The following is a 22,241-nucleotide window of genomic DNA, read 5'->3' as shown; positions in this document are numbered from 1 at the left end:
GGAAGGAATCGCGTCCAGATGTCGAGCACTGAAGCCTTTTCCGATTTTTTCTATAGCGCTCCGGATGGGCTAAAACTTCATGCGCGTGTCTATGGCGAAGCAAATTCCGACCATTGGCCGGTGGTCTGCCTACCTGGCCTGACCCGCAATGCCCGGGATTTTCACGAGTTGGCGCTCCATCTTTCGGCCCGGCCCACGGCTCCACGCAAGGTGGTTGCCTTCGACTATCGCGGGCGTGGGCAATCCGCCTACGATCCCGATGTCAGCCATTATAATGTCGGCGTCGAAGCCGGCGACATTCTTGCCGGGCTGGCGGCGTTGAATATCGACGAGGCCGCCTTCATCGGCACTTCGCGCGGCGGGCTGATCATCCATGTTCTCGGTGCGCTGCGGCCGGCCGTGCTGAAAACCATTGTTTTCAACGACATCGGGCCGGTGATCGAGCCAGCCGGCCTTGCCCATATCCAGTCCTACCTGGAACGCGAACCAAAGCCGAAAACCTTCGCTCTGGCGGTGGATGGCCAGCGCGATGTTCACGGCCAGGATTTTCCCGCGCTCACCGACGCCGACTGGAAACGGATGGTAGGGGCGCTCTACCGCGAGACCGATCAAGGGCTGTTGCCTGATTTCGACCCGAAGCTGGTCGACACCGTTGCCAATCTCGATCTGACTCAGCCACTCCCGGCCCTGTGGCCGCAATTCGAGGCGTTGCAGGCCATTCCCCTGCTCACGCTCCGCGGCGCCAACTCGAGATTATTGTCCGTGGACACGCTGAGGCAGATGCGAGAACGCCATTCGCAGATGGAGACGATCGCCGTCGAGGGTCAGGGGCACGCCCCCTTCCTTGAAACCGGCGACTTGCCAAACATGATCGCCACGTTCTTCGACTGTACCGAGCAACACGGCGCGACCGCGGGCTGAGAACAGGCACAGGCAACGCCGAAAACGAATGCGCCCCTCGACCAAGCTCAGATCGAGGGGCGCGTCGAAAATATCTTATGCTATTGGGATTTCGCGCTTTTCCGTACCTTGGCCTTTGCCGCGACCGGCTCGCTCTTTCTTTCCTGTATCACGGCGCAGGGAGACGAGTCGGGTTTTGCCGCCGCGCTGTCGGACCCGCTGCATCGAGGTGTTTCCAGCACAATGACGCAGCCGTCGAGGTCGTTCGTGGCCAGATGCGCGTAACGCATGGTCATCGACAGCGTCTGGTGGCCGAGCCACATCTGTACGCGCCTGATATCGATGCCGCCCTGGACAAGACGCGAAGCGCATGTATGGCGTAGGATGTGCGGCACCACCTGATCGTCAGCGCCAAGACCAACCTCGGCCTTTGCGTCGTTCCAGATGGCACGGAACTGTGCCTGGCTGAGCTTGGTGAATGGGCCTTTGGGCCGGCGGCCTTCGGTGGCAGGCAGCTTGATGACCTCCTTCACCCGCTCGGTCATCGGAATGGTGCGGCTGCGGCCGGACTTGGTGATCCAGAAACTGACGCGATGCTCCTGGATGTCATTCCAGATCAGCCCCAGAGCCTCACCGAGGCGGCATCCGCTATCGACCAGGAAGACCGAGAGCCTGTAGGCATCCTCGCTGCGGCTCTTGATGGCAGCAAACAGCCTGGCCTCTTCGTCCCTCTCGAGGAAACGAATCCGCCCCGCCCGCTCCTTCTGGCGGCGGAACTCAGGCAGGCTGTGGATGTCTCCCATCTTGTGAGCCTTGCGCAGCAGTTTGCTGAGGGCAGCCATCTTTCGATTGATGGTTGCGTTGCTGTTGCCGCGCTGGCGCAAGGTGCCGATAAGGTTGTCCAGGGTACTCTGGTCAAAGGCGCTGAAACGCTCCCCGAGGAGAATCTCGTCTATCTCGCCGATGAAGGAGCTGACATTGTATTTGTGCCGCCCATCATCCCACAATATATCCCGATATGCTGAAAAAAGATCCCCAACCCTATGCGACGTTACTTCTCGTATCTTGTTGTAGGTATATTTAAACTTTGAATTTTGAGAAGAGAACACCGCAAAATGATCAGAGGGATTACCCTCTTGAATCGCTTCGTTTGTCATTATGAGCCACACCCCCGAGTGGATAGGTCAGACCTAGCCCACATCAAGGCGTCCTTTCAAGAGTTTTGAATCACGCGATTGTGATTTCATCCGCCAGATGGGGATCCCACGAAATCCTATCGCAGATTCAATTCAGCTACCGATTCCCCCTTTTCCTTCTGTCTGCCCAAGCCCAGTCACGAAACAAAAACAGCCCGGGCGTGGAAGCGCCCGGGCTGGATTTCACCTGTAAGGAACCAGCCCTTAGAACGAGCGCTGGAAGCGGAGGATACCGCCGACGCCGTCGCTGCTGGGGTGCCAGTCGCTATCGGCCTTGTTGAAATAGTCGACTTCGGCCGTGATCGTGAAGCCGGGGACGATGTCATAGGCGATGTTGGCAGCGAGACCGAGGGTCTTGCCTTCGTCATACGAGGCCTGGACGTTGAACGAGGTCTTCTCGTTGATCTTGTAGGTGCCACCACCCCAGATCGCCCAGTTGCCATCCCACAGCTTGTAGAAGTTGTAGTCGGTGTTCGAGTCCGAACCGTAGCCGCCGATGATGAACAGCGACAGCTCGTTGGTAGCATTCACATCCAAGCGAACCTTGCCGGCAACTTCTTCCGCGTTGCTCTCGTAAGCGAGAACGCCGGTGATGGCGCCCCAGCCCTGCGTGTACTTCACGCCGCCGACGACATGCGGGACATAGCTGTTGATCGTGTAGTCGCCCTCGCCTTCTTCGAGCGAGACAACGGCCGAGAAGCCGTTACCAGCGTCGAAGTAGTACTGGATGACGTTGGTGTCGAAGTCGCCATAGGGAACGATCGTGTCGTCGATGACGTTGCCGGCGTAGCCGATGAACGTATCGAAGGCCGATTCGTCCTTACCGACGCGCAGACCACCGAGCTGGATCCAGGCAAAGTTCAGCGAGATGCCCTTGTTGCGAGCCTGCCAATGGTCGGCAACATCCGTGGTCGCGTCGAAATAGTCGCCCGAGTTGTTGCCGAAGTTGATGCGGGTTTCGGTGTAGGTCTTCAAGGTGCCGAGTTCGGTTTCCTGGCCGGTCCAGGTCTTCAGCGTGAAGCGAGCCTGCTTCCAATAGGTGTCGTGGAAGCCGCCGTCGACGATGTCCGGAGCGTTCTGCACGCCTTCGCGGTCACCCACGCCGATGTCATAACGGACATAGCCGCCGATGCGCAGGCAGGTTTCGGTGCCGGGAATGTAGAAGTAGCCAGCGCCGTAGACGTCGCAGATCTTGACGTATTCAGCGGGTTCCGGCTCGGCGACGACGACGGCGTCGGCGGCGCGCGCACCGGAAACTGCGATCAGGGCCGCAGCGGAGCCGAGAAGAAGGCTCTTGATGTTCATTTTCTGACCTCCAGTCAGAATCGAACAAAACAGCGTTGTCTTCGGCGTATTTTGGCGCGAAGTCGCGCGGCCAAAGCCGCGCCAATCGTATCTATCTACCTGTTTTAGTAGGGTAACTTCTGGCTTGCCGCCACTGGGGCGGGCAAAAGTGGCGGAGAGGATGGGATTCGAACCCACGAGAAGCTTTTGACCTCTACTCCCTTAGCAGGGGAGCGCCTTCGACCACTCGGCCACCTCTCCGTTGCGCCGCTGGATAAAGAAAAGCGCCGGCACAATCAACAAGCCCGCGTCATTATATGGAAAAATAAGAAGGCACCGAACCCCGGCTTTTCCGCGATGTGGCGGTTCTGCGGCAATTCCCCGGCCAGCGACTCGGGGCTTTGCCATGATTCCGTCGGCCGATCGCCGGATTCGCCCGCAAACAAGGGGTTGCGGAGGGGCGGATGGTTAACGAGAGCTTTCTGAGTGAGGCCAAATCGTGTCATTTGTGCAACAACGCCAGGGGATAGCAGCCGAACAGCCCTTTCGCCGGTACGATCGTTGTTGAACGCCGCTGCCTCATGGGTAATGTCGATTTCGAAGGAGCGGCGCGGTGCGCATCTTTTTCGGTAGTGGGGATGGGGCAGGGAACGCTGTCCTTCAGCAAAGAATACCCAGACCCGTTTTTTAACTTTTGACTGGAGGTCAGAAAATGAACATCAAGAGCCTTCTTCTCGGCTCCGCTGCGGCCCTGATCGCAGTTTCCGGTGCGCGCGCCGCCGACGCCGTCGTCGTCGCCGAGCCGGAACCCGCTGAATACGTCAAGATCTGCGACGTCTACGGCGCTGGCTACTTCTACATTCCCGGCACCGAAACCTGCCTGCGCATCGGCGGCTATATCCGTTATGACATCGGCGTGGGTGACATCGGCTCGTTCGATGGCGCGAGAAGCGCAGATCACATGACTCCTGGCGACAACAACGCTACCTACTACAAGAATGCCCGCTTCACGCTGAAGACCTGGACCGGCCAGGAAACCGAGCTCGGCACCTTGAAGACCTACACCGAGACCCGCTTCAACTTCGGCAACTTCCAGACCGATACGGGTAGCTACATCAACGACGCCCACAACAAGGACGTTTCGCTGAACTTCGCCTGGATCCAGCTCGGTGGCCTCCGCGTCGGTAAGGATGAATCGGCCTTCGATACGTTCATCGGCTACGCCGGCAACGTCATCCAGGATACGCTGGTTCCCTACGGTAACTTCGACACGAACGTCGTCCAGTACTACTTCGATGCCGGCAATGGCTTCTCGGCCGTGGTCTCGCTCGAAGAAGGTTCCGGCATCGATACGATCGACAGCTATGTTCCGCATGTCGTCGGCGGTGTGAAGTACACGCAGGGCTGGGGCGCCATCACCGGCGTTGCCTCGTATGACAGCAACTACGAAGAGTGGGCCGGCAAGGTTCGCTTGGATGTCAACGCTACGAACGAACTGTCGCTGTTCATCATGGCTGGCTATGGTTCCGACGACAATCTCAATGACTTCCGCGGCGGTCGCGGCTTCTACAAGCAGTGGGGCGGCAACTGGGCAGTGTGGGGCGGTGGCACCTACAAGTTCAACGAGAAGACCTCGTTCAACCTCCAGGTGTCGGCTGACGATGACAAGAACTGGGGTGTCGCGGCTAACGTAGCCTACGACGTCGTCCCCGGCCTCACGGTCACGGCCGAAGTCGACTATGCCCACGACGGCAAGTTTGGCGATCCGGACAATTTCAACTGGACTGGTGCGGACAAGAAGAACAGCGTCGGCGGTATGCTCCGCTTCCAGCGTTCGTTCTAATAGATTTCGCTTCGTCGAAATCGGAACCCGGCGGGCAACCGCCGGGTTCTTTTTTTGGAGTTGCCAGGCGCAGCCGATGGAATTCGGCATTGCAAGTGCAAAATCTGACGAAGGAAGCGTTAGTAGTTATCTACGAGGTCGCCCCGGGCCTCTCGGGATTCGCACGTCTTTTCGCTCGGGCACGTTGTTCGAGAAATAAACGTACTACCGCTGGGGACGCGATAGCATAAGCAGATTCGTGACCTTCAATCCGCTATGGGATCGTCGAGCTCAGCTTACGCCTCGGCAAGGTCACCCAGAGACTGTATCAACGGCTGAATCTCGTTCTCATAATTCTTCCAGCGCTTGACCGACGATTTGTAAATCGGTTGACGAACCTGCCACCGACTGGGCGTGTTGACCGAGCCATCCCTATCGAAAAAGCGCAGGCAGGCATCGTCCCAGGGCAATCCGAGATAATCTATGAGCCGGCGCGACTGCTCCTCCTGATTTTCGATCAAAGTCTCATAGCGATTTTCGAAAATACGTCCGGGGAAAACCCTGCCCCAATGGCGCATCAAGCGATCATATTCCCTGTAGTAAAGGCCCAGTGTCTGAAGATCGGCGCTGTAGCTGTGCGCTTTACTGAATTGCAGGACGAAGCAGGAGATGCAATTGTCAACGGCATCGCGGCGGCAATGAATGATGCGCGCGTTGGGGAAGAGAATGCCGATCAGACCGATCAGCTCGAAATTGTGAGGCATCTTGTCGACGATCCGAAGCGCATCAGGAGCCCGCTCACGCAGATAGGCAAGGTGTTCCTCGGCCAAAGTCCTGGTCAGATCGGGACTAATCGTCGCGATTGATTCGCCAAAATTCGCGTTGGAGCGGTCTCCCAGGCCAATCCCATGGGCCATTCGTCTAAGCTTGCTGAGCTCGCCGGCGCCATGAACATCGGGATGGCTGGCGCAGATCTGCTCAGTCAGCGTCGTGCCCGAGCGAGGCATGCCAACGACGAATACCGGCAGCTCCGAGGGATTGCCATAAGCGGCCGTTGAAGCCACCAGCTCCGGCGTGAACGTTTCGATCATGGCATCGACCCAACGACGGTAGTTTTCCAGATCGAATTTGTGACCGGCGGCTTGATTTCCCTTCTTGAAGTGGTCCATCGCCTCCTTGTAGCGATGCATGTCATTGAGCACCTTCCCGGCCGCGTGATGAAGCGCTGCCGCTCCCTCCGACCCGTGGTTCGGGTCTCGAAGCTCTAGCAGGATTGCCGCGAGTTCCGGCGGCTCTTCCGTGTATTTGCGTGTGTGTACAAGCGCATAGTACGCAGCCGGCACCTCGATGCGCCGCTCTACTGCCTTTTTCAGATGAGCCGCGGCTTCGTCCATACGACCAAGGTTTGCGAGTGCGCGGGACAGCCCTATCCGAGCCAAAGGATGATCTCGCGCGAGTTTCAGCGCCTTCTCGAAGAGCGGCAGCGCCATCTCCCCCTTGTCAAACACATTGTAGGTGTTGCCGAGGGCGCAAAGCGCCTCCACCATATCCGGCTTCATGGCCAAGGCGTACTGAATGTGCCGTATCGCTGGCGAAAACTCGCTGACCTTGAGATAGGCTTCCCCCAAGCTAAGGTGGTAATAGGGGTTGCGAGGCTCGGCTCCCACCGCGCGTGCGAAATACCGCAAGGCCTTTTCGCTATCGAACTCGAGCCCCAGCGTCCCCAGTATGTACAGCGCCAGGGGATGTTCGGGCGTTCGCGCCAGAACCCTGAGGCAAAGTTCCTCGGCCTCAGGCAGCCGCTCGGCCTGCTGCAGTTCGAGTGCCTGCCTCAACAGCATGTCGTCAGCATGCGTGCGGGACAGGGCGACCTTCGGCTGGGCTTTCGGAGGGGCGGCCTTAGGCGATACCGCCTTCGTCGAGGGTTGGGTCTTGAGGTGCTTTGCCCAGGCGGGCGGCAATCGGTTGCTCATCCTATCTCGCTAGCAAAAGCGGCACGGAGAATCCAGTCTTGGTGCCGCAACGGGATGCTAAACCAGAGCTGATCTCAACGGACCGGCCATCGGCCGATCTCGCCAAACGTGAGAACGGCCGCCCCGTTTCTGTTCTGGCCGAGCAGCGTCACGGATCTGCCTCCCGGCAACTTGCGTGCGCCCTGCCGGCAGGTTAGCAAGAAGGCCCTTTCCAAGCGAGCCTTCGCCATGCGCCAACGCCCTCCCCTGACGCCGCTCATCGCGGCACTTCCGTCGACGGTCCCGTTTGTCGGCCCCGAAGCGCAGGAGCGCGAGCGCGGTCGCGCCTTTCGCGCCCGCATCGGTGCCAATGAGAGCAGCTTTGGTCCCTCGCCACGCGTCATCGCCCGCATGGCCGAGATCGCCCGCGACATGTGGATGTATTGCGATCCCGACAATCATGATCTGAAGGTTGCCGTTGCCGGGCATCTCGGCGTGGGCGCCGAAAACGTGGTTGTCGGCGAAGGCATAGATGGCCTGCTCAGCCTCGTGGCACGCATGTATGTGGCATCAGGCGATGCCGTGGTGACCTCGCTCGGCGCCTATCCGACCTTCAACTTCCATATTGCCGGCGTCGGCGGGCGGCTGGTCACGGTCCCCTATGAGAACGACCGGGAAAGCCTGGACGGCCTGCTTGCGGCGGCGCGCCGGGATAAGGCGCCGTTGGTCTACCTGTCCAATCCGGACAATCCGATGGGCAGTTGGTGGGAAGCGGGCGAACTCACCCGCTTCATCGAAGCACTGCCGGAAACCACCATGCTGGTGCTCGACGAGGCCTATGGCGAACTTGGACCGGCCTCGGCGCTGCCGCCGATCGACATCTCACGGACGAACGTCATCCGCATGCGCACCTTTTCGAAGGCCTACGGGCTGGCCGGCATACGCTGCGGTTATGCCGTTGCGGAGGCCGAAGTCATCCGCGACTTCGAGAAGATCCGAAACCATTACGGCGTCAGCCGCATGGCGCAGATTGCCGGCGTCGAGGCGCTTGCCGACCAGGACTATCTCGAAACCGTGGTGACGCGGGTCGCGGCCGGTCGCCGGCGCATCGCGGCAACCGCCGAGCAGAACGGGCTGAAGCCGCTGCCTTCAGCGACCAATTTCGTCACCATCGACTGCGGCCACGACGGCGCCTTCGCGCTGAAAGTGCTGCAGGGGCTGTTGTCGCGCGACGTGTTCATCCGCAAGCCGATGGTGCCGGTGCTCGACCGCTGCATCCGTGTCAGCGTCGGCCTCGACCACGAACTCGACATCTTTGCCGAGGAACTGCCTGGCGCGCTGGCAGCGGCGCGGGGCAATTAGGGTCCGTTTGTAAGCAAACCGCGGGCATACGAAGCTCACAAATCCAGTTCCCAGGTCTGACCGGTCAATTCCTTGCCGAAACTGTGATGGCGCTCCTGCGAGACCAGCTTGAAGCCGGCGCGCTCGTAGATCGCGCGCGCCGCGATGAGGATGTCGTTGGTCCATAGCATGAGCCTGATGTAGCCACTGGCGCGGGCCTGGCTCACGCACTCCGCGACAAGGCGTTTGCCGATGCCCAGGCCGCGGGCCGCCGCCTCGACATGCAGCATCCTCAGCTTCGCAACCTCGTCGTCCAGATGCACCAGGAACACCGCGCCGACCGGCTCGCCGCCGCGTTCGGCGATCCAGCAGAAATCGCGGCCGGGCACGAAATTGCGGATAAAATCGACGCCAATCTCCGCGAGCATGGCTTCGAACTCGATGTTCCAGCCATATTCCTCGGCATAGAGTTGGGCCTGCCGCTGCACGACCCAGCCGATGTCCCCGACACGGTGCGGCCGCAACACCACCACGTCATTCCCGCAGGCAGGATCACCCAGCAATTTCCCAACCTTGCGCAACGCGTCGCCCAGTTCATGCAGCCTGTCGTCGGGCACACTTTCGATCAACCGCGCCGTGTCCCGGTCGGCGGCCGCCTGAAGCCTCGCAAGTGCTGCCTCGCCCCTGGGCGTCAGCGAGAGAACCCTGCGCCGCCGGTCGGTCGGATCCGTTCGGGCTTCGGTCAGCCCCTCGCCCGCAAACTTCCGCAGAATCCGCGTGAGATAGGCGGGATCGACACGCAATTGCCTGGCGATTTCGGACGCCGCCGGGCCATTCTCCAACCGAAAAGCTCCGGCCAGGAACCCTCGCTCGCCAGCGATTTCGGGAGCAGCGGGGCTGCTGTGGTGGCCCAACTCAAACAGCACGCGCGCCTCTGTCAAGGTGAACGCGCTCTGTGTCAGGGTCTCGTCGAGAAGGCCGACGGTCCGGGTGTAGAACCGGTTGAAGTGGCGTATCTGCCCCACCAATGCGTTGCGTTCGTCCAACATCTGCATCCAACTCCCGACAAGGCAGTTGCATTTTCCAAAATTGATGGACTGAGTCAATTAAATTTCGAACCCGGAGAACCCAGCTATTGCGTCATGCGCGCAATTCTCAGGTTGCATTCCCTGAGCCAGGCACCAGATTCCATGGAGACAGGCTTGGAGAGATTCATGGCTGGTCGTCGCAGGGAAGTGCGGGCGCACGTTTACGGCAACGTGCAAGGCGTCGGCTTCAGGCTCTGGGCTCGGGGCGAAGCCACAAGCCTTGGTCTTGCGGGCTGGGTTTGCAATGAAGCGGACGGATCTGTAACGGCCCAGATTGCTGGCCGCGATGAAGCGGTCTCGACAATGATCGAGCGACTCTGGAAAGGGCCGACCGGGGCTTCGGTTTCCCGGGTCGACGTCGAGGAATTGGCAGCCGGAAGCGTCCCTGTCGGGTTCAGGATCATTGCATGACGGCGAAGTTGGCCGGCACTCTTGAATTAATTGAACGTTCGTTTTAATATCGTTCCACGAAGGGACGACAATGGCGCGCACCACCGGATCCGATGGCGAAAAGACCGAAGCGGCGATCCGCGAGGCGGCGGTCAACCTGATCGCGCGTTTTGGCTACGAGGCGATGTCGATGCGCCAGCTTGCCGCCGAGGTCGGCGTTCAGGCAGCCGCGCTCTACCGCTATTTCCCGACCAAGGAAGACCTTCTGTTCACGCTGATGCGCGAACACATGCAAGGCCTGTCCCAAGCGTGGGAAGCAGCCAAACCGGTCAATGCGAGCCCGGCACAAAGGCTCTCGGCCTATGTCGAAAACCATATCGCTTTCCATATCGAGCGTCGCCATGCCACGCATGTGTCGAACATGGAATTGCGCAGCCTGTCGCCCGAAAGGCTGACACAGATCCTGCGCATGCGCACTGCCTACGAAAAGGAACTGCGCGCCATCCTGCGCGATGGCGCCGAAGCTGATGTGTTCAGCATCGACGACACCGGGCTGACGGCCATGGCGCTGATCCAGATGATGACCGGCGTCATTGTCTGGTTTCGGCCGGGCGAGCGGCTGTCGATCGCTGAAGTGACGGCGACATATCTTTCAATGACAATGCGCCTGGTCGGCGCGGCATCCGCTACAGCGCCGCGCGTCTTTTTAGACGCGCAAAGGACGCTGTAGAATTTTTATTTCGCGCATGATCCCTTTCCGAAAATCAAAGTCGATTTTCGGGGTCATGCGGCAGGAGGAACGACATGTACACGAACACGCTCAGCTTCGGGCATGACGAGGATATCGAGGCGCTGCGCGACATGGTGCGGCGCTTTGCCCAGGACAGGATCGCGCCGATCGCCGCCGACATCGACCGGTCGAACGAATTCCCGGCGCATCTGTGGCGCGAACTCGGCGCGCTCGGGCTGCTCGGCATTACCGCCGATCCCGATTTCGGCGGCAGCGGCATGGGCTATCTTGCCCATGTGATTGCCGTCGAGGAGATTTCTCGCGCCTCGGCATCGGTCGGCCTCTCCTACGGCGCCCACTCCAATCTTTGCGTCAACCAGATCAACCGCTGGGCGACACCGGCGCAAAAGGAGAAATTCCTGCCACCGCTATGTTCGGGCGAACGCGTCGGCGCGCTCGCCATGTCGGAATCCGGCGCCGGCTCCGACGTCGTCTCGCTCAAGCTGCATGCCGAAAAGCGCAATGACCGCTATGTGCTCAACGGCACCAAGATGTGGATCACCAACGGGCCGGACGCCGAAACGCTGGTGGTCTACGCCAAGACCGATCCGGAGCGGAAATCGCGCGGCATCACCGCCTTCATCATCGAAAAGGCTTTTGCCGGTTTCTCCGTGGCGCAAAAACTCGACAAGCTCGGCATGCGCGGCTCCAACACCGGCGAGCTGGTGTTCGAGGATGTCGAGGTGCCGTTCGACAACGTGCTGCACGAGGAAGGGCGAGGCGTCGAGGTGCTGATGTCGGGTCTCGACTATGAGCGCACCGTGCTCGCCGGCGGCCCGATCGGCCTGATGGCCGCGTGCCTCGACGTGGCGATCCCCTATGTGCATGAGCGCAAGCAGTTCGGCCAGGCGATCGGCGAGTTCCAGCTGGTGCAAGGCAAGCTGGCCGACATGTACACCACCATGAACGCCGCGCGCGCCTATGTCTATGCCGTCGCCGCCGCCTGCGATCGCGGCCAGACGACACGAAAGGATGCCGCCGGCTGCGTGCTGTTTGCCGCAGAGAAGGCGACGCAGATGGCGCTCGACGCACTGCAGCTGCTCGGCGGCAATGGCTATATCAACGAATATCCGACCGGCCGTCTGCTGCGCGATGCCAAGCTCTATGAGATCGGCGCCGGCACGAGCGAAATCCGCCGCTGGCTGATCGGGCGCGAGATCATGGCGGAGGGGGTATAGAATGGCCGTTCTCCAGACCCAGATATCCCCCTCCTCCGACACTTTCCGCGCCAATGGCGAACGCATGCGCGCACTGGTCGCCGACATCGCGGAGAAGGCCGCGGCCGTCGAGCGCGGTGGATCCGAGGAGGCGCGTGAGCGCCACGTTTCGCGTGGCAAGCTGTTGCCGCGCGAGCGCCTTGCCCTGTTGCTCGACACCGGCTCGCCCTTCCTCGAGATCGGCCAGTTCGCCGCATGGTCGATGTATGGCGAGGAGATTTCCTCGGCCGGCATGATCGCCGGCATCGGCCGCGTCGAAGGCACCGAGGTGATGGTCGTCGTCAACGACGCCACGGTGAAGGGCGGCACCTACTACCCGCTGACCGTGAAGAAGCACCTGCGGGCGCAGGAGATCGCGCTGCAAAACAATCTGCCTTGTATCTACCTCGTCGACAGCGGCGGCGCCAATCTGCCCAACCAGGACGAGGTATTTCCCGATCGCGAGCATTTCGGCCGCATCTTCTACAACCAGGCAAACATGTCTGCCGCCGGCATCCCGCAGATCGCCTGCGTCATGGGCTCCTGCACGGCGGGCGGCGCGTATGTGCCGGCGATGTCGGACGAGACGATCATGGTGCGCAACCAGGCAACCATCTTCCTCGGCGGCCCACCGCTGGTGAAGGCGGCCACTGGCGAGGATGTCAGTGCCGAGGATCTTGGTGGCGCCGATGTGCACACAAGGCTTTCCGGTGTTGCCGATCACTATGCGCTGGACGACGAACACGCCTTGGCTATCTGCCGGCGCATCATCAAAAATCTGAATCGGAACAAGACGGTAAGCCTTAACTTACAGAAACCGATTCAGCCGCTTCATCCGGCGGATGAACTCTATGGCATCGTGCCGACGGATCTGCGCCAGCCCTATGACGTGCGCGAGGTGATCGCCCGCATCGTCGACGGCTCCGAATTCGACGAGTTCAAGCAGAACTACGGCACGACGCTGATCACCGGCTTCGCCCACCTGCATGGCATGCCGGTCGGCATCATCGCCAACAATGGCGTGCTGTTTTCCGAAAGCGCGCTGAAGGGCGCGCATTTCATCGAATTGTGCTGCCAGCGCAAGATTCCGCTGGTCTTCCTGCAGAATATCACCGGCTTCATGGTCGGCAGGAAATACGAGGCCGGCGGCATCGCCAAGGACGGCGCCAAGCTGGTGATGGCGGTGGCCACCGCCAGGGTGCCGAAGGTGACCGTCATCATCGGTGGTTCGTTCGGCGCCGGCAATTATGGCATGTGCGGCCGTGCTTATTCGCCGCGCTTCCTGTGGATGTGGCCGAATGCGCGCATTTCGGTGATGGGCGGCGAGCAGGCGGCGACGGTGCTCGCCATGGTCAAGCGCGAAGGCATCGAGCGCAAGGGGGGCGAATGGAGCGCCGAGGAGGAAGCAAAGTTCAAGAAACCGATCCTGATGAAATACGAGCATGAGGGCCATCCGCTCTACTCATCCGCCCGCCTCTGGGATGACGGCATCATCGACCCGGGGAAGACGCGCGAGGTGCTGGCACTTAGCCTTTCAGCGGCGCTCAATGCCGAGATCGAGGACACGCGCTTCGGCGTGTTCAGGATGTGACATGTACGACATCGGCGACAGGGTCCGCATCCACACCGGCGACATCACCAGGCTGGCCATCGACGCCATCGTCAACGCCGCCAATTCCTCACTGCTGGGGGGTGGTGGGGTAGACGGCGCCATCCACCGGGCGGCCGGGTCGGAACTGGAGTTCGAATGCCGCATGCTCAATGGCTGCAGGACCGGCGATGCGAAGCTGACGAAGGGCTATCGGCTGCCGTCGCGCCATATCATCCACACGGTCGGGCCGGTCTGGCAAGGTGGTGGCAAAGGCGAGGCCGAACTGCTCGCGTCCTGCTATCGCCGTTCACTCGAACTCGCTGCCGCCAATGACTGTCGCACAGTGGCGTTTCCGGCGATCTCGACCGGCATCTATCGCTATCCCAGAGATGAGGCCGCAGAGATCGCTGCCAGGACAGTCAGTACATTCCTCGAACAGAAGACAATGCCGGAGACCGTCATTTTCTGCTGCTTCGACGATCAAATGGCGGAACTATACCGGCAGGCCGTTGCTGCCCTGCGAAAAGGCTGAACTGTATGGACCAACCGATTCACCAGCATAGGCAGCCAAGAATCTCCACCAACGAACTGGCAGCGAAGCAAAAAGTTCGCTACTGCTCGTCGCGCTCAGTGCAATGGGAATGGGGTAAAAATGAAACTGAAATATCTGCGGACAGCGTCCACTTCGATACTTGCAGGGTTTCTTATATTCGCCTCGTCGGGTGCCGGCGTGGCCGGATCGCTAGCCGGAAGCGAGGGCGACAAGCGGTTCCCGCCGGCTTTGAATGGCGATCCGAAATCGCCATGCACCAAGGCCTACAAAGCCTATGTCGCGGCCAGCGGCCATTCCGCCTACGCCACCACGCCGTATTCCAGGGTGGTGTCACTCTACATCCTCTGCGGCGCGCGGCTGAATGCGCCGTCGCAAAAGGTGGCGGAAGAGCTGGCGATGAAATCCTGCCTTGGCACGCGCGCGCACTACAAGGTGACGAATGGCGGCGCCTGCGAGATCGCGGCGTCGAAGTAGGCAGGCGTCTGTCTGGCTGGCGCCGCCCGAGGCTAACCCGGGAGGTTCCATGTTCGGCAAGATCCTGATCGCCAATCGGGGCGAGATCGCATGCCGTGTCATTCGCACGGCACGAAAGCTTGGCGTGCGCACCGTCGCCGTCTATTCGGATGCCGACGCGAGATCCCTGCATGTCGAGATGGCCGACGAGGCCGTGCACATTGGTCCCTCGCCCGTCGGCGAAAGCTATCTGCGCGGCGACAGGATTGTCGCCGCAGCGCTGGCGACGGGCGCGCAAGCCATCCATCCCGGTTACGGCTTCCTGTCGGAAAACCCTGAGTTCGTCGACCAGGTGGTGGCAGCGGGGCTGACCTTCATCGGTCCGTCGGCGGCCTCGATCCGCGCGATGGGGCTGAAGGACGCCGCCAAGCGGCTGATGGAAAAAGCCGGTGTGCCAGTGGTGCCGGGCTATCATGGCGAGGCGCAGGAGATCGTGCTGCTTGCCTCCAAGGCACGCGAGATCGGTTATCCCGTGCTGATCAAGGCGCGCGCCGGCGGCGGCGGCAAGGGTATGCGGCGGGTCGAGCATCCCGATGAGTTTTCCGAGGCGCTGTCTGGCGCGCGACGCGAGGCAAAGGCCGCCTTCGGCGACGACCGCGTGCTGGTCGAAAAATATGTCGACAAGCCGCGGCACATCGAAGTGCAGGTGTTCGGCGATAATTTCGGCAATGCGGTTCACCTCTATGAGCGCGACTGCTCGGCGCAGCGCCGCCACCAGAAGGTGATCGAGGAGGCTCCCGCCCCCGGCATGACGGACGCGCTGCGCAAGGCGATGACGGAGGCGGCGGTAAAGGCCGCCAAGGCGATCGGCTATTCGGGCGCCGGCACCGTCGAGTTCATCGTCGATGCCTCGCAGGGCCTGAAAGCCGACCGCTTCTGGTTCATGGAAATGAACACCCGCCTGCAGGTCGAGCACCCCGTTACCGAAATGGTCACAGGCACCGATCTGGTCGAGTGGCAGCTCAAGGTCGCGTCAGGTGAGAAACTACCGAGGACGCAAAGCGAGATCGTGCTCGCCGGCCATGCCTTCGAGGCGCGCATCTATGCCGAGGATGCGGCAAAGGGCTTCCTGCCCGCGACCGGCACGCTGCACCATCTGAAATTTCCGGACGCAGCACTTGAAGGTGCCCGCATGCGCATCGAGACCGGCGTGCGGGCCGGCGATGCCATCTCGCCCTATTATGACCCGATGATCGCCAAGCTGGTCGTCCACGCAAAAGACAGGCAGGCGGCACTGAAAGCGCTCGGCGCGGCGCTGTCGCAAACCGAGATCGCCGGCTCGACCGTCAACACTGCCTTTCTCGCCGCTCTTGCCGCGGATCCAGACTTCGCGGCGGGCGATGTCGACACTGGCCTGATCGCCAGGCACCAGCCGGCGCTGACCGAGGTCGCGCCGCCGAGCGGCGAAACCATCGCGGCGGCCGCCCTTGCGGCCTCTGGCGCGGGAGCACTGCCGCTGTCCAGCGAGCCATGGTCTTCGCTCGCGGGCTATGCACATTTCCACAGCGTGGCGCGGCGCACACGGCTGAAGTTCGGCGAAGAGGATATCGTGGCGCGGGTTTCGGTGCGGCCGGATGGGCGGTTCCAGGTGGCGCTCGATGCACCCTATGACAGCACCAATTCGCATGACTTTCGCGCCGTCCCTCGCCTCGCCGTCTGGCCAGGCCACGTCACCGTGTTCGAAGGCGCCGTCGGCTATACTTTCACAGTCACGGACCCGTTGGCGAGAGCCGATGAGGCGGCTGGCGCCACCGGCAGCCTGCGTGCGCCGATGCCGGGGCTGGTCAAGCTGGTGCGTGCGGCACGGGGCGATGCCGTGACCAAGGGCCAACCGCTGCTGATCCTCGAGGCGATGAAGATGGAACACACCATCGCCGCGCCGCATGACGGAGTGATCGCCGACATCGCGGCCGAGGGAGCACAGGTTACCGACGGGACAGTGCTGGTGCGATTCGTCGAGGAACAGAGCGCTTCGACCACTGCTGCGACCTGACAGTTCGGAAGCGGACAACGGATCGGAAGCAAGAATGGCCGGGGCGAACCCGGCCAGACGGACCTTCAGGCGCAGTTCCCGAACAGACGCGCAAAAGCGTCAATACGAGCAATAGTCCTGAATACGAAACCCGACCTGTCATTGCTGGACAAATTTGGCCGGCATTCGAATGTCGGTCTGTATTCCCAGAGCCTCCGCTGCCCAATCTCTCATTTCGGGGGAGGCATCACCTGATCGTAGTATGGACACGGCCAGCGCCGCGACGTCCGCGGGGGGTTTTTGGTTGGCGCCTCTATACATGAAGTAACCAGCCAGGATGGCACATCCTATCGAGATGGCCGGTGGTGCAAACTGCATTGCCGTCAAAGCCATTGCGCGCCAGCGGGCGGTTGGGCTGATCTTGGGAAGCACATCCTCGTCGTCAATAAGCTCAGTCATTCCAATCCTCCCGCGGTCGGTAGAATGCCTTCCAGTAGAGTGGACTACATTAGTTAAATTGCGATAAAACTTATCGGGAATGGCGGGAGGGGCGATTCATCCTAAGCGTGTTCGCGGCGCCGCATTGGCAAACTGTGCTGGATTGCCAAGGACAAGGCCAAGGGCGTTCGCCATGACCAAGGCTGGAATGTGGGCGATCTCCCATGGATGTAAAACCCGTCACATGGGTTTTGGCTCCGCCTTGTCGGGCAAGCGGTTAACACCGCCAACCGCGCTTGCATCAGCCACAATCTCTTGAATGACAAATGGCCGGGACGAGCCCGGCCATTTCATTGGTTATCTGGTCGCCGGAGCGACGTCAGCGATTACTGCGCGATCGGCGCGTATTTGCCGTCGTGCCACTGGTTGATGTCGTAGCTGGCATTCTTGAGATCGCCCTTCTCGTCGAAGGTGACATCACCGACAACGGTGCTGATCGGTGTGCCGTTCTTCAACGCTTCGGCAACCTTGGCCGGGTCGTCGCTGCCGGCGCGCTTGATGCCCTCGGCGAAAGCCTGGATCACGGCATAGGAGAACAGCGTGAAGCCTTCCGGCACGAAGCCGCCCGCCTTGATCTTCTCGACCGCCGCCTTGGCTTCTGGCTTTGCCTGCGGATCCGACGGGAATACGAACATGGTGCCTTCGCCGGCCGGGCCGGCAACCTGCCAGAATTCCGGCGAGGCGATCGAATCCGGCATGATCAGCTGGAACTTGACGTTCTGCTCTGCCGACTGGCGCAGGATCAGACCGGCTTCAGGATGGTAGCCGCCGAAATAAACGACGTCGGCCTTCAGTTCCTTCAGCTTGGTGACGAGTGCCGAGTAGTCCTTCTCGCCAGCATTGATGCCTTCGTAGTCCACCTCCTTGAGGCCGCCGGCATTCATGGTTGCCTTGACGGCGTCAGCCACGCCCTGTCCGTAGGCGCTCTTGTCGTGCAGGACGACGACGTTCTTGCCGGCATACTTCTTGGCGATCCACGGGCCGATGAAGGCGCCCTGCGCATCGTCACGCGTATAGAGGCGCATGATCGTCGGCCAGCCGGCCTTGGCCGCAGCGTCGGTCAGCACCGGGTTCGAAGAGGCCGGGCTCATCATCAGGGCGCCGGCTTCGGCATAGACAGCGGAGGCCGGGATGCTCGAACCCGAGCAGGCATGACCGTCGACGAATTTGGTGCCGTCGGCGACGATGCGATTGGCGACCGAGACCGCCTGCTTCGGGTCGCACTGGTCATCCTGGATGTCGAGCTTGATCTTGCTGCCATTGACGCCGCCGGCGGCGTTGATGGCGTCGGCGGCGGCTTGCGCTCCCTGCTTGAACTGGTCGCCGATGGTGGCGAGCTGGCCGGTCATCGGGCCGACCACCGAAACGGTGATGTCGTCGGCGAATGCGACCGGCGCACTCATCATCAGGCCAAAAACGGCCGCGCTCAAAATACTCATTTTTTTCATGATAATAGAACTCCTCCACTCACGCGCGGCCGCCCCGGCCGCGCTTCTTCCAGAGAGGCGGGACAATTTCATCCTTCGTTGGGCCTGTCTAGGCGCATTGGCGGCACTCGATTGGGCCTGCATGATCTCATCCACGCCAAAAAAACCATGCCAACCTTGTTCCGGCTGGTCATGGCTCTTTTGCCCGTCGAGCAATTTCCAAGCGCCCCCGCGCCAGAAAATCCCGCTCGCCTTCCCCGTGTCGCACGGCTCGGCCTGGCAGGCCTGCCGCGTTCTTTTTCTTAACGTCGTCGACCGTCTTGCGCGGCCTTCTATTCCGCCGGGTCTGGCCGTCTGTGCGGTCTTGATCCCGGAGCTTCCCTGTCTTCGATAGGTCTGTGGGCGGATCTCAGTGCATGGTCATCCATTCGCGGGCTTCGCGCAGCGCCTTGGCGATCTCCACCTTCGACATGGCGGCCGACAGTTCCGAGCGCAATTCCGCCGCGCGGGCCGAACCCTTGATGGCGGCAATGTTGAACCATTTGTGGGCGGCGACGACATCGGTCTCGCAATCGCGGCCGGTCGCATACATCATTCCCAGCTCAAAAAGAATGTCGGCCTGGGCAGTTGCCCCCATGGCGCCGAAGCCGGCTTCAAGCATTTCAAAACGTGCCATTTTCAATCCCCTGTTCTGGCCCTGTCTGGCTCCCGAGAGCTGCCTCCGTTTGTCTTGCCGGGCCGCTCTTTCGATGCTTTCGAGAATGCCGTGCAGGCTTGAATCCGTCGTTAAATGGCGTGCTTAATTTGAGGAAAACAAAGCTAAAACAAGAGGTAAACGCGGAAATTCGTTAAGGATACGAAGCCAGCAACTCAGCCCGTTTGCGCCAAATTTGACGAAAATTTTAGCGGCGGCCTTCAACACTCCGCTAACCACGAGAGACAAAGGCAATGCGCCGATCGTTTCAGTTTCCCGCCGACGGGGCGTATTCAGACGTCTTTAAAATCCCGAAGTCTTCCGCAGCGGCACCGCTTTTGTTTTGCCGGGAGCTGGATTAACTTACGTTTGCGTAAACGGCAGACCGGCGAGGCGGAGCATCCGGCCGGATATCCAAAGGGAGGAAGAGCATGTTTCGAAAAGTGAGCCTGGCCCTTGCGGCCACGTTGATCATGGCGGGTGCGGCGTGGGCCGATCCGATCGAAGGCAACTGGAAGACCCAGGCCGGCTCAACGGCCGCCATCACGGGCGGCGGCGACACGTTTTCCATCACGCTGAAGTCGGGTAAATATGCCGGCAAGAACATCGGCTCGTTCAAGGTGGCCGGTGACAACAAGTATACCGGCACCATAACGGACCCGGAAAACGACAAGACCTATTCGGGCAAGGCGTCGGTCTCCGGCACCTCGCTCAAGATGAGCGGCTGCGTGCTCGGCGGGCTGATCTGCAAGAGCCAGACCTGGCACAAACTCTGATCTACCGCATGCTTGCGAGATGACGACGGGGCCCCGGCGGGCCCCGTTTTCGTTTGTCGAGGCGCGACACGCCGCTTCGGCCGCTCTCGTACCGGCGCCCGTCGGGGCCGACGCCGGCGCCTTCAAAACACCGTCAACCAATTTGAACCGCAGATGAACGCCGGCATCAGAGCCGGTTCAGTCGCGCTCGGGCATGCTCCTGCGTGTTGAAGGAGACACGACCCAATGCTTGCCCGCCGCTTCACCATCGTCTGCCTGCTCATGAGCCTGTTTGGAATGTTTTTCGCCATCCTCGTCGCCGAGGCCGGTCGTCCGACCCGCGCCTGGGACGAAGCAAGCTCCAGAACCTGCCGCCTCGGCTGCCCCACCCACCTTCGCAACTGAGCCAAAGAACCAAGATCTCGAAAAGAAAAGCAGAACACCATGAACCGCATCGCCGCCAACGCTCTCAAGACCCTTCGGCTTCTGCCGCGGGCGGCGCTTATCCTGATGGTTCTGGCCGCTCCGGTCCTGGCCGTGCCGATGATGCGTGCCGATGCCGGGTCGACGATCGACGCACCGGCCCTGAAGAAGACCGGCGTCGGCTTCGTGCTTCTGGTCAGCCTGCGGCGCGGTTGAAGAAAAACGACGCTCTGGCCGCCTTCAGTCGCGTAACCCCTCCCAACATGTCGTCCAAGTCTCTATATTGAGACATGGAAAAGCGAATCTACCCTCAAGCCATCGAATCTGTCGTCATGCCGGAGCCTTTTGGCCGGCAAAGCTTCAACAGCGCCGAAAAAGCCGTCACGGCGCTGCAAGTGCTTTACGACCGCAACACCAGGTTCCTGCGCGACTCCTTTGCGGCGCTTGCCGCAGCGGGCGGCGACAACGGCAAACGCTACCGCGCCTTCTATCCGGAGATCGGCGTCACCACCAACTCGTTCACCCAGATCGACTCGCGGCAGGCCTACGGGCATATGCCGACGCCAGGGCATTTTTCGACCACCATCACCCAGCCGGGCCTGTTCGAAAGCTACCTCGTCGAGCAGTTGCGCCTGATCATGCGCAATCATGGTGTCGCGGTCACAGTGTCGGAATCGACCACTCCCATCCCGCTGCATTTTGCCTTTCTCGAAGGCACTCATGTCGACGGCGCGGCGGCCGAGCGCATCAAGCGGCCGATCCGCGACCTGTTCGATGTACCGGACCTCGACGGCACCGACGACCAGATCGCCAACGGCACATTCGAAGTGCCATTCGGCGAGCCGAGGCCGTTGGCGCCCTTCACGGCGCAGCGCATCGACTATTCCCTGCACCGCCTGTCGCACTACACGGCGACTACGCCGCAGCATTTCCAGAACTTCGTGCTGTTCACCAACTACCAGTTCTACATCGACGAGTTCGTCGCCCGTGCCCGGGCACAGATGGCGGAAGGCGGCCACGGCTATGCCGAATTCGTCGAACCGGGCAATGTCGTCACCAAGGCCGGACAGAGCGCGCCCAGCGAAGGCGTGGCGCCGCCGCGCCTGCCGCAGATGCCGGCCTATCACCTGAAGAAGCCGAACCATGGCGGCATCACCATGGTCAATATCGGCGTCGGGCCTTCCAACGCCAAGACGATCACCGACCACATCGCCGTGCTGAGGCCGCATGCCTGGGTGATGCTTGGTCACTGCGCCGGGCTGCGCAACACCCAGGCGCTGGGCGACTATGTGCTGGCGCATGCCTATGTGCGCGAGGATCATGTTCTCGACGACGATCTTCCGGTCTGGGTACCGATCCCGCCGCTGGCCGAGATCCAGGTGGCATTGCAGGAAGCCGTCGCCGAAGTCACCGGCCTGTCCGGCTATGACCTCAAGCGCATCATGCGCACCGGCACCGTCGCCACCATCGACAACCGCAACTGGGAACTGCGCGACCAGCGCGGACCCGTGCAGCGCCTGTCGCAGTCACGCGCGATCGCGCTCGACATGGAATCGGCGACCATCGCCGCCAATGGCTTCCGCTTCCGCGTCCCTTACGGCACGCTGCTGTGCGTCTCGGACAAACCGCTGCATGGCGAACTGAAGCTGCCGGGCATGGCGACCGAATTCTACAAGCGGCAGGTGGCGCAGCATCTGACCATCGGCATCAGGGCGATGGAGAAGCTGTCCGAAATGCCGATGGAGCGGCTGCATTCGCGCAAGCTCAGGAGCTTTTCGGAGACGGCGTTCCAGTAAGACGATCCGCGCACTGCCATGGGGCATTGCGTCATCTTGATTGGGCCGCATTCTTGCCGA

General features: G+C 61.2%; 21 protein-coding genes and 1 tRNA gene. 14 read left to right on the top strand and 8 right to left on the bottom strand.

Annotation, left to right across the window (positions count from 1 at the left end; all coding sequences use genetic code 11):
- Window positions 1–18 precede the first annotated feature (18 nt).
- Complete coding sequence (locus NR193_RS03975; RefSeq protein WP_256749574.1) at window positions 19–921, top strand: alpha/beta fold hydrolase; 903 nt, start codon at window positions 19–21, stop codon at window positions 919–921.
- An 80-nt stretch (window positions 922–1,001) separates the two neighbouring features.
- Here NR193_RS03975 and NR193_RS03970 read toward each other — a convergent pair whose 3' ends face one another.
- The 3 genes from NR193_RS03970 to NR193_RS03960 all read right to left on the bottom strand — a co-directional run bounded on the left by NR193_RS03970 (window position 1,002) and on the right by NR193_RS03960 (window position 3,641).
- Window positions 1,002–2,057, bottom strand: a complete 1,056-nt coding sequence (locus NR193_RS03970; protein WP_256749573.1) for a site-specific integrase — start codon at window positions 2,055–2,057, stop codon at window positions 1,002–1,004.
- Window positions 2,058–2,300: 243 nt separating this feature from the next.
- Window positions 2,301–3,401 (bottom strand): porin, encoded by a 1,101-nt coding sequence (locus tag NR193_RS03965; protein ID WP_256749572.1) that lies wholly within the window; start codon window positions 3,399–3,401, stop codon window positions 2,301–2,303.
- Between the two features lie 149 nt (window positions 3,402–3,550).
- Window positions 3,551–3,641: transfer RNA gene (locus tag NR193_RS03960), tRNA-Ser, on the bottom strand.
- Window positions 3,642–4,092: 451 nt separating this feature from the next.
- Here NR193_RS03960 and NR193_RS03955 point away from each other — a divergent pair.
- Complete coding sequence (locus NR193_RS03955; RefSeq protein WP_256749571.1) at window positions 4,093–5,223, top strand: porin; 1,131 nt, start codon at window positions 4,093–4,095, stop codon at window positions 5,221–5,223.
- A 275-nt stretch (window positions 5,224–5,498) separates the two neighbouring features.
- Here NR193_RS03955 and NR193_RS03950 read toward each other — a convergent pair whose 3' ends face one another.
- Window positions 5,499–7,175, bottom strand: coding sequence for a tetratricopeptide repeat-containing sulfotransferase family protein (locus tag NR193_RS03950; RefSeq protein WP_256749570.1), 1,677 nt, complete (start codon window positions 7,173–7,175; stop codon window positions 5,499–5,501).
- Window positions 7,176–7,403: 228 nt separating this feature from the next.
- On the opposite strand from NR193_RS03950, the gene NR193_RS03945 reads away from it, so the two are divergent.
- Window positions 7,404–8,516 carry a pyridoxal phosphate-dependent aminotransferase gene (locus NR193_RS03945; RefSeq protein WP_256749569.1) on the top strand — a complete coding sequence of 371 codons (1,113 nt, stop codon included), beginning with the start codon at window positions 7,404–7,406 and terminating at the stop codon, window positions 8,514–8,516.
- Between the two features lie 35 nt (window positions 8,517–8,551).
- Here the strand turns inward: NR193_RS03945 and NR193_RS03940 are convergent, their stop codons facing one another.
- Window positions 8,552–9,544: a GNAT family N-acetyltransferase gene (locus NR193_RS03940; RefSeq protein WP_256749568.1), complete on the bottom strand. Its 993-nt coding sequence runs from the start codon at window positions 9,542–9,544 to the stop codon at window positions 8,552–8,554.
- Between the two features lie 165 nt (window positions 9,545–9,709).
- Between NR193_RS03940 and NR193_RS03935 the strand changes: the two genes are divergently transcribed.
- The 7 genes from NR193_RS03935 (at window position 9,710) to NR193_RS03905 (ending at window position 16,609) form a co-directional block, all read left to right on the top strand.
- A complete protein-coding gene (locus NR193_RS03935) occupies window positions 9,710–9,994 on the top strand; it encodes an acylphosphatase (RefSeq protein WP_256749567.1) in 285 nt (94 codons plus the stop codon).
- 70 nt (window positions 9,995–10,064) lie between these two features.
- On the top strand, window positions 10,065–10,703 hold the full coding sequence (locus NR193_RS03930; RefSeq protein WP_256749566.1) for a TetR/AcrR family transcriptional regulator: 639 nt from the start codon (window positions 10,065–10,067) through the stop codon (window positions 10,701–10,703).
- Window positions 10,704–10,777: 74 nt separating this feature from the next.
- Window positions 10,778–11,941: an isovaleryl-CoA dehydrogenase gene (locus NR193_RS03925; RefSeq protein WP_256749565.1), complete on the top strand. Its 1,164-nt coding sequence runs from the start codon at window positions 10,778–10,780 to the stop codon at window positions 11,939–11,941.
- Window position 11,942: 1 nt separating this feature from the next.
- The gene (locus NR193_RS03920) at window positions 11,943–13,550 is read left to right on the top strand and encodes a carboxyl transferase domain-containing protein (protein WP_256749564.1); all 1,608 of its coding nucleotides are present in this window, start codon (window positions 11,943–11,945) and stop codon (window positions 13,548–13,550) included.
- Window position 13,551: 1 nt separating this feature from the next.
- Window positions 13,552–14,082: an O-acetyl-ADP-ribose deacetylase gene (locus tag NR193_RS03915; RefSeq protein WP_256749563.1), complete on the top strand. Its 531-nt coding sequence runs from the start codon at window positions 13,552–13,554 to the stop codon at window positions 14,080–14,082.
- A 120-nt stretch (window positions 14,083–14,202) separates the two neighbouring features.
- On the top strand, window positions 14,203–14,577 hold the full coding sequence (locus NR193_RS03910) for a hypothetical protein (RefSeq protein WP_256749562.1): 375 nt from the start codon (window positions 14,203–14,205) through the stop codon (window positions 14,575–14,577).
- 49 nt (window positions 14,578–14,626) lie between these two features.
- A complete protein-coding gene (locus NR193_RS03905; protein ID WP_256749561.1) occupies window positions 14,627–16,609 on the top strand; it encodes an acetyl/propionyl/methylcrotonyl-CoA carboxylase subunit alpha in 1,983 nt (660 codons plus the stop codon).
- A 138-nt stretch (window positions 16,610–16,747) separates the two neighbouring features.
- On the opposite strand, the gene NR193_RS03900 is transcribed toward NR193_RS03905, so the two are convergent.
- From NR193_RS03900 to NR193_RS03890, 3 genes are all read right to left on the bottom strand, one after another.
- Window positions 16,748–17,047 carry a hypothetical protein gene (locus NR193_RS03900; RefSeq protein ID WP_256749560.1) on the bottom strand — a complete coding sequence of 100 codons (300 nt, stop codon included), beginning with the start codon at window positions 17,045–17,047 and terminating at the stop codon, window positions 16,748–16,750.
- Window positions 17,048–17,412: 365 nt separating this feature from the next.
- On the bottom strand, window positions 17,413–18,534 hold the full coding sequence (locus tag NR193_RS03895; RefSeq protein WP_256749559.1) for an ABC transporter substrate-binding protein: 1,122 nt from the start codon (window positions 18,532–18,534) through the stop codon (window positions 17,413–17,415).
- Window positions 18,535–18,922: 388 nt separating this feature from the next.
- On the bottom strand, window positions 18,923–19,189 hold the full coding sequence (locus NR193_RS03890; RefSeq protein ID WP_010915070.1) for a sel1 repeat family protein: 267 nt from the start codon (window positions 19,187–19,189) through the stop codon (window positions 18,923–18,925).
- A gap of 449 nt (window positions 19,190–19,638) precedes the next feature.
- Here NR193_RS03890 and NR193_RS03885 point away from each other — a divergent pair, with 449 nt between their 5' ends.
- The 4 genes from NR193_RS03885 to NR193_RS03870 all read left to right on the top strand — a co-directional run bounded on the left by NR193_RS03885 (window position 19,639) and on the right by NR193_RS03870 (window position 22,181).
- Window positions 19,639–19,983 (top strand): DUF2147 domain-containing protein, encoded by a 345-nt coding sequence (locus NR193_RS03885; protein WP_256749558.1) that lies wholly within the window; start codon window positions 19,639–19,641, stop codon window positions 19,981–19,983.
- A 225-nt stretch (window positions 19,984–20,208) separates the two neighbouring features.
- Window positions 20,209–20,367, top strand: coding sequence for a hypothetical protein (locus tag NR193_RS03880; protein WP_256749557.1), 159 nt, complete (start codon window positions 20,209–20,211; stop codon window positions 20,365–20,367).
- A 39-nt stretch (window positions 20,368–20,406) separates the two neighbouring features.
- Complete coding sequence (locus NR193_RS03875) at window positions 20,407–20,601, top strand: hypothetical protein (protein ID WP_256749556.1); 195 nt, start codon at window positions 20,407–20,409, stop codon at window positions 20,599–20,601.
- Window positions 20,602–20,675: 74 nt separating this feature from the next.
- Entirely contained in the window at window positions 20,676–22,181 is a 1,506-nt protein-coding gene (locus NR193_RS03870) for an AMP nucleosidase (RefSeq protein ID WP_256749555.1), read from the top strand.
- Window positions 22,182–22,241: the final 60 nt, after the last annotated feature.

This window comes from Mesorhizobium sp. Mes31, from assembly GCF_024519675.1.
Classification (GTDB): domain Bacteria; phylum Pseudomonadota; class Alphaproteobacteria; order Rhizobiales; family Rhizobiaceae; genus Mesorhizobium.
This window is presented reverse-complemented; position numbering and strand designations above follow the sequence as displayed.